Here is a 14,133-nt window from a genome sequence, read left to right on the forward strand (position 1 = left end):
ATGATCCTATTTTTTCAGGACAACAAACACTATACCTCCTTTGGCTCGTTCTCCGTATCGGGCGATCATTTCAGGGGTAATATGTTCACCTTTATATACCCTTATTTCGGCAATCCGGTCTGTACTTTCATAGGCATTCAGTGCACTCCTCTCTACGATTACACCATCCAGTACATACAACAGCTCCTGCTGATTTTTAGGTTCCCCCAAAGGCTGACCCGAAGCAAACACCTGTCTGCCTGTTTTCGGGGCGGGTGGTTTCGGTGCATTCGCCGGCACTGGTGGTTTCGCTTCTTTCGATGATCTGACCGGAGCAGGTGGCGGAGGAGGTGGCGGCGGCGGTGGTGGAGGCGGAGGAGGAGGTGGCGGCGGTGTAGAATCGGCATAGGGAATAAATACCGCCTGTGCGGCAGCCCGGGAATAGTTCAGTGACAATACCAACCCTCCTGCCAGCACACCCAATACCAGGTAGCGGGCCAGCTGATAACCTGATGATTTTTGTTTGTTCATCATGATGATCCTGTTTTTTATAGGTGAGAAATTGAAATGATTTGCGATGGCCATCGCATTAGGGATCCCACTAACTTTAATCAGACTGTATTGATAAGCTCTTTTGTCGATACCCTGACAGAGCAGGGAATGATCTGTAATAAATTCCAGGTTTTCCCGGATAGCTATTTTCATCAGCCATGCACCGGGGTTACACCAATAAAAGATTTGCTGCAGTTCTCCGATGATCACATCCACAGTATGCCATTGCCGCACATGTACCTGTTCGTGGCGTAGCATAGCTGTCAGCTCTTTCGGCTCATAGAGCGCAGGATTGATGTAAATATGCCGGAAGAAAGAAAACGGGCTGACGCCTTGTTCCAGCAACCGTACCGGTACACCCGCTGCCTGACCGGCAACGGTACGGCGGTGTATCCGCCAAAGCGACAACAACTGTACTACAAAACGTATAGCCATTACCGATACTCCCACCCAAAACAGGTATAGAACGATTTCCCAGGGCGTACCAGCAGGCGACGGTGTTTTCCAGGCATTTAAATCCGGTATATGCGACCACATCTCTCCGGTCAGCGTTTCGTGCCGGTTAATAAAATCATCCACGGATATCAGTGGATATATGGAGGAGAATATCACCGATGCCAGCAGGAATATCCGGTTAAGCGTGTAAAAGGTAAGCCTGCGCAGGCCCCACCAGTAAACGCTGCAAAACACCAGGAGTGCCATATTTATTTTCAGGAGATATATGAGTGCCACAGGTACCATAACGATCGTTTTAAAGTACTATTTACCTTTTTCTATCATGCTGATGATTTCCTTTAATTCTTCCGGGGAGATCTTCTTCTCTTTCGCAAAAAAAGAGACCAGCTCTTTGTAGGAATTACTGAAATAGTCTTTTACAAAACCATTCATAAATTTTTGTTTGTACACCTCTTCCGCGATCAATGGCGTATATTCATATACGTTACCCACTTTCCGGCTTTCCAGGTACCCTTTTTTCTCCAGATTTTTAATAGTAGACGCCAGCGTAGTATAGGGCGGTGCAGGCATAGCATGTACCTCCAGAAAGTCTTTCACGAAACCTTTTCCTGCTTTCCAGATGGCTACCATGGCCGCTTCCTCCTGCTGGGTTAGTTTTTCCATAAGAACGGATTTTATCAATTACGATTCTTTCGTAAATCTACGAACATTTCGTAGATAACCAAATTTTATTTTCTCCCGGATAAAAAAAAGCTACTGACACTTTCGCATCAGTAGCTTCTTTTTTTGCTTGCCAGCGTAAGCAGGTGCTTACTTCAGTATTTCTTCCAGCTTAGACTCCAGGTCTTCGCCACGGAGATTTTTTGCTACGATTTTTCCTTTCGGATCGATCAGTACGTTCTGCGGGATCGCGCGTACACCATACAGATCTGCTGCGGCATTTTTCCAGCCTTTCAGGTCGGAAACATGTGTCCAGGCGAGTTTATCTGCGGCTACAGCGGCCAGCCATTTTTCTTTTTTATCATCCAGGGAAACACCCAGGATATCAAATCCTTTGGATTTAAATTTATCGTATGCTTTTACTACGTTCGGGTTTTCTGCACGGCAGGGACCACACCAGCTGGCCCAGAAATCTACCAGTACATATTTACCACGGAAAGAAGACAGGCTGATTGCTTTTCCGTCGGCATCTGCCTGGGAAAACTCAATAGCTTCCTGTCCTACAGCTGTTTTACGTGCTGCTTCCAGGCGTCTGGAAAACTCTTTTCCGGAAGGAGAGTTTCTGGCCGTTTTATCCAGCTTTTTGTAGATAGGTTCTATTTCCGTTGGTTTAATATCGTAACCAGCTACCTGGTTTACCAGGTACATGGCGATCGGAGAAGAAGTATGCTGCAGGAGAAATTCTTTTTCTATCTTCTTTTCTTCTTCATCTGCTTTATCGAATTCAGCATCCAGTGCTTTCATACCAGCTGTATCTTTTTTGGCATACAGTTCACGGTATTTGGTTTCCAATACACGTGAATGGGCATTTACTTCACGCAGCAGTTCATTCAGTTGCTTATAGTCATCGTTGGCTTTGGAACCTGTTACCACCGCCTTGCTGATGGAATCAGTTGTATTTACGCTGATATTACCTTTGTCGAGATATATGGCCAGCATATCACGTCCCATAGATACCGGCTTGTCGGTGCTTTTCTGCACCAGCATCAGGCTGGCCAGGATAGGCTCTTCCAGATTACCGGTAAAAGTAAATTTACCATCTTTCACCTGAGCACTGTCGAGGATATTTTCACCTGCTTTGCGCATCCGGAGATATACAGTAGCAGGATTATGCTGTTCTGTAACGGCACCCTGAATGGTAAAAGGCTTACCCGCAGTAGCCGCTTTTTTATCCTGGGCAAAAAGCATTGCCGGCAAAAACATGGCGGCACCTAGAAACGTTTTCTTCATTGATGTGGATTTTTCGAATAACAAATTTGATAAATCAGCTGATCAATGTCAATCTGATTTTGATAAACGGCTATTTCAATAATTGCTCCAGTTTTTGTTCCAGCTCTTCTCCACGCAGATTGCGGGCAATAATACGGCCTTCCGGATCTACCAGAAAATTGGCCGGAATGGACTGAATACCATACTGAACAGCCACTTCATTACCCCAGCCACGCAGGTCAGATACCTGCGTCCAGTTCAGGCCATCCTGTCCTACGGCCCGCAGCCAGCGGCTGCGATCGTTATCGAGTGACACACCCAGGATCGTGAAGTTTTTATGTTTGTATTTGTTAAACGCCTTTACCACATTCGGATTCTCCTGCCGGCAAGGACCGCACCAGCTGGCCCAGAAGTCCACCAGCACGTATTTCCCCCGGAAAGAGGATAACTTTACCGGTTTCCCTTTCATATCTTCCTGAGAGAAGTCATCGGCCTCTACATTGAGTGCATTTGCCTGCAGGCTTTTTATATAAGCGGCTACACTTTCGCCATACGGGCTCTCTTGCAGCGACTTATCCAGGGAATAAAACAGCTTTTTGAACTCCGCCGGTTCGAGGCGACTACGCAGTTCATTCATCAGCAGCCAGATGCTGGCAATATGTTTTGGATGGGCTTTAATGAATTCGGTACCGGTGGTCACCACTTCTTTACTGAACGCATCTGCTTTTTTACGGAAAGCATTTTTAGCCGGTTCATCTTCCGGATGTACATCCTGTGCACTGGCATTCAGCGCCTGCGCTTTTTTAATCAGCGGCTCAAATGCCTTCTGATACTGCTGCATTGCCAGTGTGTTCTCATTTCCCTTCACCTCCGATGCAATCGGATAGGTAGTAAAACCCGTGGTAAAATGTATCGGTTCATTACCGGTTACAAACAACATCGGGTAATTTACTTCCTGCAGTATCAGGGCATATACAGTAGGTTCCTTGCTGCTCTTCACTTTAAAGCTGAACTGTTCATCTTTAATCATCACGGAGTCGTCCGGGTTGTTATCCTGGTCATCAAACAGGTAGATCATTTTACCGTTGCCACCCTTTACTGTGCCGGATACCACCTGGGCCTGCATGCCTATCGACAATAACAGTCCCGTAGCCAACAGGAATATTTGTTTCATTATAATTTATTTTAATTAGTTAGCAGGCGCTAATATACTAAGAATAGAAATTACAAATTTAACGGAACGAAATACACCTTTTCCAACAGATGTTCCCCATCTGCCGGAAAAGGTGCACGGCTTCAATTTATCTTGTTAGTCTTTTGCTATTTGTGTCTTTCCTTTAATACCGCCAGCACATCTGCCAACTGAAATCCTTTTGCCTGCAGGAGAATCAGGTAATGGAACAGGAGATCTGCCGATTCGTTGAGAAACAGGGCATCGTTGTTGTCTTTTGCCTCTATGACCACTTCCACGGCTTCTTCGCCTACTTTCTGGGCTATTTTGTTGATCCCCCGCGAAAAGAGACCGGAAGTATAGGATTTATCTGACGGGTTATTTTTACGGTCGGCAATAATGTTTTCCAGCTTCGCCAGAAAATCGTTGCCGATATTCTGTTCATCCCAGCAGGTATCTGCGCCGGTATGGCATACCGGTCCAACAGGTGTAGCCTTAATCAGGATCGTATCCTGGTCGCAGTCTACCTTGATATCCTGCAGCAGCAGGAAGTTACCGCTCTCCTCTCCTTTTGTCCACAGCCGGTTTTTAGAACGGCTGAAAAAAGTGACTTTACTTTCTGCCATGGTTTTTTCCAGCGCCTCCTTGTTCATATAACCCAGCATCAGTACATTTTTGGTGACAGCATCCTGAATAATGGCCGGTACCAGGCCATCCGGTGACTTCTGAAAATCTATTTGCATGTTAGCTTATTTCAAATTTCATTAAAACCTTACATTCACCCCTTTACTATAGAGAAAGTTCTTAAGGGTAGGGATCTCTATTTCCTTATAGTGGAAAATGCTGGCTGCCAGCGCGGCATCTGCCTGCGCCTGTTCGAATACTTCCAGGAAATGGGTTTCGTTACCGGCGCCACCGGAGGCAATCACGGGCACATTCAGCTGTTGCGACAATTTACCGGTGATATCCAGGGCAAACCCTTGTTTGGTGCCATCATTGTTCATGGAAGTGAGCAATATTTCACCAGCACCTCTGTTTACGGCTTCCTTTGCCCAGTCGTACGCCGTTACAGCCGTTTTCAGGCGGCCGCCATTCAGGTATACATACCAGTCGCCGTCTTCAAAACGGGTATCAATAGCCAGTACAATACATTGGCTGCCAAACTCACGGGCCAGCGTATCTATCAGTTCCGGCTGGTTAAAAGCAGCCGTATTGACGGATATTTTATCGGCACCTGACTGCAGCAATACATATACATCTTCCACAGACGAAATACCTCCGCCTACAGTAAAGGGTATGTTTACATGATGGGCGATACGGGTAACCAGTTCAGACAGTGTTTTTCTTCGTTCATTCGTTGCCGTTATATCCAGAAACACCAGTTCATCGGCCCCTTGTTCGGCATACAAAGCCCCCAGTTCTATGGGGTCTCCGGCATCCCGGATATTTTCGAAGTTGACCCCTTTTACGGTACGGCCATCTTTAATATCCAGACAGGGTATAATACGTTTGGTCAGCATACATACGTTATTTACAGGAATGATTTTAATGCTTCCACCGGGATGTTTCCTTCGTAGATAGCTTTACCTATGATAGCACCACTGCAGCCTATTTCCTGCAGGGCTTCGATATCGCCTACAGTAGTGACACCGCCGCTGGCGATGAAATGAATCTGGCTGAAACGGGCTATTATTTTCTGATAGAGTTCCGTGGAAGGTCCTTGCAGCAGTCCGTCTTTTGCAATATCCGTACAGAAGACATTGGTAACGCCCTGTGCAATATTGCTTTCCAGGAAATCGAAGATGCTCAGGGAAGTGGTTTCCTGCCAGCCCGCTACGGCAATTTTCTCGTCTTTCACATCGGCGCCCAGGAATATTTTATCCGCCCCATAGGTTTTCACCCAGCTGAAAAAAAGTTCCGGCGACTTCACGGCAACACTACCGATAGTAGCTAATGCAGCGCCACTTTCAAATACAATTTCCAGGTCTTTATCTGTTTTAATACCGCCGCCAAAGTCTGTTACCAGCCCTGTTTTACCGGCAATATCTTCCAGTACTTTCCAGTTGACTACCGCGCCTTTTTTGGCGCCATCGAGGTCTACCAGGTGTAAACGACGAACGCCCACAGCTTCAAAGGCCTTTGCTACTTCCAGCGGATGTTCGTTATATACCTTCTGCTGGTTGTAGTCGCCCTGCGTGAGCCTTACACATTTGCCACCGATAATATCAATAGCCGGAATGATTTCAAAACGTTTTGCGTTCATAGCGCTCATGTCCAATGATAGGTCCATTTTTATAAAACGGATACCTTGTTTGATGAAATAATCGCCTTGTTGCCGGTAGCCCAGTTTTTCATAAAAACTTACAGCGGTATCGCGGGCATTACACCAAAGCCGTGACAATTTTTCCTGGCGGCAGATGGCTGCCAGATGTGCCAGTATCGCTTTCCCGTAACCTTTCCCCTGACAACCCGGCCTCGTGGCCAGCTTACGAAACTGTGCCGATTCCCGGCCCAGAAACAGCGACACCACCGTGACCAGCTCTCCCTCTTCAAACACACCGAAATGCAGGCCATCTGCATCATTTTCTACCTTTACATCATTCAGTGACAATCCCGGGTATAGTACATCTCTTCTGAGCGGCAATGTATCTTCAACATTGATCCTGCGGATATTCATCTTATACGTTCAAAAAATTTTCGATAATGCGTGCGCCAGCGGTGGCCGATTTTTCCGGATGGAACTGTACGGCATAGAAATTATCTTTCTGCAACGCCGCACTATAGTTAATGATATAATTGCTGATAGCCACGGTATCAGCGCCCAGCGCTGCATAGTAGCTATGCACAAAATACATGTATGCATTTTCAGGAACATGCTCGAATACGACACTATGTAATCCCGTAATATTATTCCAGCCGATCTGTGGAATTTTCAGCAGGTTTTCACCAGGTGACTGAAAACGTTTGACGGCAATGTCGAACACACCCAGACAAGGCGTATCATTTTCTTCCGAATGGTTGCACAGCAGCTGCATCCCCAGACAAATACCCAATACCGGCTGTTGCAGCTGCCTGATCAGCTGATCCAGGTTGCGTTCCCGGAGGTATTTCATCGCGGTGCTGGCTTCGCCCACACCCGGAAAAATAACTTTGTCTGCCGACAGAATCTCTTCCTTGTCATCTGTAACAATGCCATTAACGCCCAAACGCTCCAATGCAAACTGCACGGAGCGGATATTGCCTGCGTTGTACTTGATTATAACTGTTTTCATGCTATGGAAAATTACCTGTTACAGCTAAAAACCAGTGAGGAGGTGGCAGGTAAATGAAAACCTCCTCACCGGTTATGAATATTATCCGGTTACCGGATCGTTGCCACGAATGCTTTCACACTGCCGCTGATATCAGTACTATGTTCAATAGCCTTGATAAAAGCGGTACCAATGATTGCTCCGTTGGCATGCGCCGTAGCCGTCTCAAAAGTAGCTTTATCTTTCACACCAAAACCAATCAGCACCGGATTTTTGAGCTGCAGTTTTTCCAGGCGTTCAAAATAAGCCTGCTGGCCGCTCATATCCTTCTCTTTACCTGTAGTGGAAGAGGAAGATACCGCATAGATAAAACCTTTACTCAGGCTATCTATTTTACGGATACGTGCCTCACCTGTTTCCGGTGTTACCAGAAAGATAAGGTGCAGATTGTATTTTTCAAAAACGGGTTTGTATTCTTCTTCAAACTCAGCCATGGGCAGGTCCGGTACGATGATACCATCTACGCCTACTTCCGCACATTTGGCACAGAAAGCTTCGATACCATAACACAATACCGGGTTCAGGTATCCCATCAGGATAACAGGTACGTGTATACGTTCCCTGAAACCGGTGAGCTGTTCAAACAGTTTGTTGAGGCTCATTCCGTTCTGCAGGGCTTTGGTACTACTGTCCTGGATCACCGGCCCGTCTGCCAGCGGATCAGAAAAAGGCATACCCAGTTCGATCAGATCCACGCCGTTTTCCTGTAAGGCAGTCATGATCCGTAAAGTATCATTTAACTGCGGGAAACCAGCCGTACAATATATATTCAGAATACCGTGTTGCTTTTGGGCAAACAGTTGATCAATACGATTTTGCATGCTACATTTATTTTTTCATGTGACGGATGTAAGTATCCAGGTCTTTATCCCCCCGGCCAGACAGGCATACCACCACTACATCTTCCGGATGCAGGGTCATATTTTTCAGTTTCGCCAGGGCGTGTGCTGATTCCATCGCCGGAATGATTCCTTCCAGTAAGCTCAGTTCGTAGGCAGCTGCCAGGGCTTCATCATCCGTAGCATCCAGGAACTGTGCCCGGCCTGTTTCATACAGGTGGGCATGCATTGGACCAATACCAGGATAATCGAGGCCGGCAGAAATAGAATGTGGTTCTACAATCTGTCCGTCTTCCGTTTGCATGAGCAATGTTTTGCTGGCATGTATGATCCCTATTTTTCCCAGCTGGGTAGTTGCCGCAGAGAAACCGCTGTGTACACCTTTCCCGCCGGCTTCCACAGCCACCAGTTTCACCTCCGGTTCATCGAGATAGTGAAAGAATGCACCCGCCGCATTACTACCGCCGCCGATACAGGCCACCACATAATCCGGATTGGCTTTACCGGTTTTTTCCAGCAGTTGTTTTTTGATTTCTTCACTGATCACCGACTGAAAACGGGCCACCATATCCGGATAAGGATGTGGGCCGGCTGCGGTACCCAGGATGTAATGGGTATCTACCGGGTTGTTGATCCAGTCGCGGATGGCTTCATTGGTGGCATCTTTCAGCGTTTTGCTGCCGCTGGTAGCTGCAATCACCGTAGCACCCAGCATTTTCATGCGGGCCACGTTGGGCGCCTGTCTTTCAATATCAATGCTCCCCATATATACCACACACTCCATTCCCATGAGTGCGCACACGGTAGCAGTAGCCACTCCATGCTGACCGGCGCCGGTTTCCGCGATGATCCGCTTTTTACCCAGGCGTTGTGCCAGCAGGATCTGGCCGATGGTATTGTTTACTTTATGTGCACCGGTATGATTCAGGTCTTCTCTTTTGAGATAGATTTTTGCGTTATATTTTTCGCTGAGACGTTTCGCAAAATACAACGGGGAAGGGCGTCCTACATAATCCCGCAACAAGGCTTCAAAGTCTTGCTGAAAAGAAGGATCGCTCAGGATTTCCAGGTACCTGCGCTGCAGTTCCTCTACGTTCGGGTACAACATCTCCGGCGTATATGCACCACCGAATCTGCCATAGTAACCGTTTTTATCCACCTGATACCTGGAGTTGCCTGTATTAATCGCAATGTCCATGATCGTTGATTTTAATATTGATGAATGAATTATTTTTCCCGCATGCCTGCGTCACTATACCAGCTTCTCCTGTTGTAGCGCCTGTACAAAGGCAGTAACCAGCGGTATATTTTTTATACCCGGACTGTCTTCAAACTTACTGTTGACGTCTACTGCCAGCAATGCCGGCCATGACAGGCTGCGGATGACTGTGGCCTGATCCGGGGCGATGCCGCCGCTCAACAGGAAAGGATGTGTAAACGGATACTGCTCCAGCAATTCCCAGTTAAAACGTTCGCCGGTACCACCATATCCTTTTACAGAAGCCGTATCAAACAGGAAGTAATCTGTTACGGAGAGATAAGGAGACAACTCCGTTTCCCAGTTAACGTTATCCCCTATACGAAAAGCTTTGATCACAGGTACAACGGTCCGCACTGCCGCACAATATTCCGGCGTTTCATCGCCATGCAGCTGTACCATATCCAGGGCATAGTCTGCCACGGTGCGCAACACCTGATCCTGCGGAGCATTTACGAAGACGCCCACTTTTTTGATGCCGGTGGTTTCCCGTACGGTTCTCGCATCTATTTTGCTGCCGGCAAAGCGGGGTGATTTCTCATAAAAGATAAACCCTGCATAATCCACCCCATTATCGATCAATCCCTGCAGGTCAGCGGCTCTGGTAATACCGCACACTTTAATACGCATAAGCTGGTTATTTAGACTGCAGATCGTTCAGCTCCTGCACAAAGTTGCCGAATGCGCGGGCCGGATCTTCCTGTTTCATAAAATGTTCTCCGATAAGGAAGCCTTCAAATCCGGCTGCTTTCAGGGTAATAATTGCTGCAGGATCGTTGATGCCACTTTCTGCCACCTTTACTTTGTCAGCCGGGATTTTAGGCGCCAGCTCGCAAGAGCGGTTGAAGTCCACGTTAAAAGTGATCAGATCGCGGTTATTCACGCCTACCAGGTGGGTATGAGCGGTTACTTTTTCCAGCTGTGATTCACTATGTACCTCCAGTAATACTTCCAGACCAAGGTTGTGTGCGAAAGCAGACAGGTGTGCTATCTGCGCAGCATCCAGGCATTCAGCGATCAGCAGGATAACATCTGCCCCGATCGCCCTTGCTTCCAGGATCTGGTATTCGTCGATCACAAAGTCTTTCCGTAAAATCGGTACCTGGTTAAAGCTGCGGGCCTGTTGCAGATCGTCGGAAGAACCGCCGAAATACTTTTCGTCCGTGAGTACCGACAAACCGGAAGCGCCATAGCGTGTATACGCTGTTGTTACGTCCTGTACGGTAGACCGGTCGTTGATAATGCCTTTAGATGGAGAACGGCGTTTGAATTCTGCAATGATGCCTGTTTTTTCGGACTGCCGCAGGAAGTTACGCAGTGACAGGGGTTCCCGGTTAAAAGCAGAGGTTTGTTGCAGGTCTGCCGCGCTGCGCTGTAGTTTCCGCGCCGCTACTTCTATCTGTTTATGGGCAACTATTTCTGCCAGAATGTTTTTCATTTGCATGTGTATAATGCTATGCTTGCAAAGCAATCAGTTTTTTAAATGCCGTATATGCGTTGCCTGATTCCAGCGAAGCTACCGCTGCATCAAAACACTCCTCATACGTATTGTATTTACCCAGGCTGTACAATCCCATTGCTGCGTTGGCAAATACAACGGAATTCTGCGCCCATGTACCTTCTCCTTTCAATATCTTCATAAATATTTTCGCTGCTTCTTCTACGGTATTACCGCCGTAAATATCTTCCGGATGTACTTTGCGTTTGCCCAGCTGTTCCGGCGTCCAGTCTTGTTCTCCGGCATTGGTAATCACTTTCGTGTCGGCAGTCAGCGATACTTCATCATATCCATCCAGGCTGTGTACAATCACAAACTTTTTATCTGTTTGCTGGAACAGGTAGTTATATACCCTGGCCATTTCCAGGCTGTATACGCCTATCAGCTGATGCTGCGCCTTCGCCGGATTTACCAGTGGCCCCAGCATATTAAAGAAAGTACGGATACCCAACTGGCGGCGAACACCGGCTACATTTTTCAGGGCCGGGTGAAACAACGGTGCGTGCAGGAAACAGATACCGGCATCTTCCAGCTCTGTTTTCAGCTTGGCATCTTCGTTCTTGAATTTGTAGCCTACCAGCTCCATCAGGTTAGAGGCACCGCTGACAGAAGAAACACCATAGTTACCATGTTTCGCTACCTTCCCTCCTGCACCTGCCACAATAAAGCACGACAAGGTAGAAATATTAAAGGTATTTTTTGCATCCCCGCCGGTACCTACGATATCCAGTACCTCATAACCGTTCAGATCTACCGGAATACATAATTCCAGCAGGGCATCGCGGAAGCCCAGCAATTCATCGATGGTGATACTGCGCATCAGGAACACGGTCATGAATGCGGCCAGTTCACTTTCATTATATACGCCTTTGGAGATGCTGGTGAGGATTTCTTTGGCAGCATCGCGGCTGAATGTTTTATGTTCGAAGAGATAATTGAGAATCTTTTTCATGTTGGAAGACTTTTTATTTGCACCCGGCGGAAGGTATTATCGTGCTGCCGGTGTGCCGTTGGATAATTTTTTACACCTGCTGTTGATTACAGTTCCAGCCAGTTTCTCAAAATCTGCTCTCCCAGTGGGGTCAGCACACTCTCGGGATGGAATTGCACCCCGCTTACATCGTACTTGCTATGCTGTATGGCCATCACTATACCATCCGCATCTTTTGCGGTTACCACCAGTTCTGCCGGCAAGGTAGCTTCATCAATCACCCAGGAATGATAACGGCCTGCCTGCAGTTCGCGGGGCATATTTTTGAAAAGACGGCCATCTTCGGCAATCACCTCCACATTGGTAGCTACACCATGATATACTTCTTTCAGGTTGATGAGCGAAGCGCCGAATGCCTGCCCGATTGCCTGTTGGCCCAGACACACGCCAAAGATGGATTTGGTAGGGGCGTATGCTTTAATCAGCGGCAACAGTAAACCTGCTTCTTCCGGAATACCAGGACCGGGGGATAAAATAATTTTATCAAAATCGTTTACTTTCTCCAAAGGAATTTCGTCGTTGCGTACAACGGTTACTTTTCCGTTGATGATTTTTTCTACGAGATGTACCAGATTATAGGTAAAAGAGTCGTAATTATCAAAAACCAGGATATTCATATTAAATATTTTGTGCCAGCAGAATGGCTTGTTTTAGTGCGTTGAGTTTATTGTTTACTTCATCACGTTCTGAAGCAGCTACAGATTTTGCTACTACACCGGCACCTGCCTGATAGTAGAGTGTATTCATTTTACTGAGTATAGAGCGGATCATGATGGCGTGGTTAAAGTTGCCATTGAATCCTACCGCACCAATACAGCCGCCATAGAAACCGCGGGCAGTAGGTTCGTACTGATCAATGATTTCCATTGCACGGTATTTAGGTGCGCCGGATAGCGTACCTGCAGGGAAAGTAGCCGCCAGCAGGTCAAACGGATTCAGTGCAGGATCTACCTTTCCAATCACTTCACTTACCAGGTGAATAACATGCGAATAATATTGCACCTGACGGTAAGAAGACACTTCCACTTCTTTTGCATTTCTGCTGAGGTCATTGCGGGCCAGATCTACCAGCATCACGTGTTCCGCATTTTCTTTCGGATCCTCCAGCAGCTGATCTGCCAGTATTTTATCCTGGGTATCGTCGCCGGTACGGCGGAAAGTGCCCGCAATAGGATGTATGGTAGCTTTACCATCCCGGATCACCAGCTGTGCTTCCGGAGAGGAACCCATTAATTTGTAATCGCCGTAATCGAAGAAGAAAAGATAAGGAGAGGGGTTGATGGAGCGGAGGGCACGGTATACATTGAATTCATCACCGGAGAAGGATTGCTGGAAGGCTCTTGACAGTACTACCTGGAAAACATCTCCTCTGAAACAGTGCTGCTTACCTTTTTCCACCATTTCCATGTAGGCTTCGTCCGTCATATTACTGCTTTCTTCCCCTACCACTGCAAACGGATACCCGGGTGAATCTTTGTGCCGGATCAGTGATTCTACCAGTTCAAACTCACTATCCACGCCTTCTACCTGGTTCTCACATAAATAAAGTTCATCTTTAAAGTGATTGATCGCAATTACATACTGATAGAAGCGGTAACGCATAAACGGAATGTTGTTATCGCCCTGCTTCTGTTTGTTGAAGGTGATCTTCTCAAAGAATTGAACACTATCAAAAGTTGAATATCCGAAAAGGCTTTGTGCCAGCGGCACTGGTTGTTTTTCGCTGAAGGAGAAGTTACCCAGGAACTTCCCGATTTCTTCAATGACGGTTTGCTTGTTTTTTAATTCTTTCTTTTCTACCGGAAGGTTGGGGTACTTGAATTCGAAGTTGGTGGTGGATGTTACTTCAATACCGGCTATAGGTTTAACACAGATGAAGGAATAGCTGTTTTCGCTGGCCCGGTAGTCGGTACTTTCAAGGAGGATAGCACCAGGGAATTTATCACGCAGCCGCAGATAGATACCCACTGGCGTATAAATATCAGCCAGCATCTGTTTGGATCTTGTTTTTACTTGAATGGTACGCATGATTTTCTTGGGTGAAAGGTGATTTATTGTTTAAAATTGGAAGGGTACTAAAAAGCAGAAGGCCCGCTGTGTAACAGCGAGCCTTCTAATTATATTCAGACTAAACATGGCACTGTAACAC

General features: G+C 46.9%; 15 protein-coding genes. All 15 read right to left on the bottom strand.

Features of this window, described 5'->3' with window-relative positions; all coding sequences use genetic code 11:
- Positions 1–6: 6 nt before the first annotated feature.
- A complete protein-coding gene (locus tag OL444_RS29220) occupies positions 7–1,272 on the bottom strand; it encodes a M56 family metallopeptidase (RefSeq protein ID WP_264727420.1) in 1,266 nt (421 codons plus the stop codon).
- An 18-nt stretch (positions 1,273–1,290) separates the two neighbouring features.
- Positions 1,291–1,650: a BlaI/MecI/CopY family transcriptional regulator gene (locus tag OL444_RS29225; RefSeq protein WP_264727418.1), complete on the bottom strand. Its 360-nt coding sequence runs from the start codon at positions 1,648–1,650 to the stop codon at positions 1,291–1,293.
- 147 nt (positions 1,651–1,797) lie between these two features.
- Entirely contained in the window at positions 1,798–2,937 is a 1,140-nt protein-coding gene (locus OL444_RS29230; protein WP_264727416.1) for a TlpA disulfide reductase family protein, read from the bottom strand.
- 70 nt (positions 2,938–3,007) lie between these two features.
- Positions 3,008–4,090, bottom strand: a complete 1,083-nt coding sequence (locus OL444_RS29235) for a TlpA disulfide reductase family protein (RefSeq protein ID WP_264727414.1) — start codon at positions 4,088–4,090, stop codon at positions 3,008–3,010.
- A gap of 146 nt (positions 4,091–4,236) precedes the next feature.
- Positions 4,237–4,830, bottom strand: coding sequence for a bifunctional phosphoribosyl-AMP cyclohydrolase/phosphoribosyl-ATP diphosphatase HisIE (hisIE, locus tag OL444_RS29240; protein ID WP_264727412.1), 594 nt, complete (start codon positions 4,828–4,830; stop codon positions 4,237–4,239).
- A 21-nt stretch (positions 4,831–4,851) separates the two neighbouring features.
- Positions 4,852–5,607 carry an imidazole glycerol phosphate synthase subunit HisF gene (gene hisF, locus OL444_RS29245; RefSeq protein ID WP_264727410.1) on the bottom strand — a complete coding sequence of 252 codons (756 nt, stop codon included), beginning with the start codon at positions 5,605–5,607 and terminating at the stop codon, positions 4,852–4,854.
- Positions 5,608–5,618: 11 nt separating this feature from the next.
- Positions 5,619–6,764: a 1-(5-phosphoribosyl)-5-[(5-phosphoribosylamino)methylideneamino]imidazole-4-carboxamide isomerase gene (hisA, locus tag OL444_RS29250; RefSeq protein ID WP_264727407.1), complete on the bottom strand. Its 1,146-nt coding sequence runs from the start codon at positions 6,762–6,764 to the stop codon at positions 5,619–5,621.
- A 1-nt stretch (position 6,765) separates the two neighbouring features.
- Entirely contained in the window at positions 6,766–7,359 is a 594-nt protein-coding gene (gene hisH, locus OL444_RS29255) for an imidazole glycerol phosphate synthase subunit HisH (RefSeq protein WP_264727405.1), read from the bottom strand.
- A gap of 89 nt (positions 7,360–7,448) precedes the next feature.
- Complete coding sequence (gene trpA, locus OL444_RS29260; protein ID WP_264727403.1) at positions 7,449–8,219, bottom strand: tryptophan synthase subunit alpha; 771 nt, start codon at positions 8,217–8,219, stop codon at positions 7,449–7,451.
- A 7-nt stretch (positions 8,220–8,226) separates the two neighbouring features.
- Positions 8,227–9,435: a tryptophan synthase subunit beta gene (trpB, locus tag OL444_RS29265; protein WP_264727401.1), complete on the bottom strand. Its 1,209-nt coding sequence runs from the start codon at positions 9,433–9,435 to the stop codon at positions 8,227–8,229.
- A gap of 54 nt (positions 9,436–9,489) precedes the next feature.
- The gene (locus tag OL444_RS29270; protein ID WP_264727399.1) at positions 9,490–10,125 is read right to left on the bottom strand and encodes a phosphoribosylanthranilate isomerase; all 636 of its coding nucleotides are present in this window, start codon (positions 10,123–10,125) and stop codon (positions 9,490–9,492) included.
- A 7-nt stretch (positions 10,126–10,132) separates the two neighbouring features.
- Entirely contained in the window at positions 10,133–10,933 is an 801-nt protein-coding gene (gene trpC / locus OL444_RS29275) for an indole-3-glycerol phosphate synthase TrpC (protein ID WP_264727397.1), read from the bottom strand.
- A gap of 16 nt (positions 10,934–10,949) precedes the next feature.
- The gene (trpD, locus tag OL444_RS29280) at positions 10,950–11,945 is read right to left on the bottom strand and encodes an anthranilate phosphoribosyltransferase (RefSeq protein ID WP_264727394.1); all 996 of its coding nucleotides are present in this window, start codon (positions 11,943–11,945) and stop codon (positions 10,950–10,952) included.
- Positions 11,946–12,031: 86 nt separating this feature from the next.
- On the bottom strand, positions 12,032–12,601 hold the full coding sequence (locus OL444_RS29285; protein WP_264727392.1) for an anthranilate synthase component II: 570 nt from the start codon (positions 12,599–12,601) through the stop codon (positions 12,032–12,034).
- A 1-nt stretch (position 12,602) separates the two neighbouring features.
- Positions 12,603–14,012: an anthranilate synthase component I family protein gene (locus tag OL444_RS29290; protein ID WP_264727390.1), complete on the bottom strand. Its 1,410-nt coding sequence runs from the start codon at positions 14,010–14,012 to the stop codon at positions 12,603–12,605.
- Between the last annotated feature and the right edge of the window lie 121 nt (positions 14,013–14,133).

Source organism: Chitinophaga nivalis (assembly GCF_025989125.1).
GTDB lineage: Bacteria > Bacteroidota > Bacteroidia > Chitinophagales > Chitinophagaceae > Chitinophaga > Chitinophaga nivalis.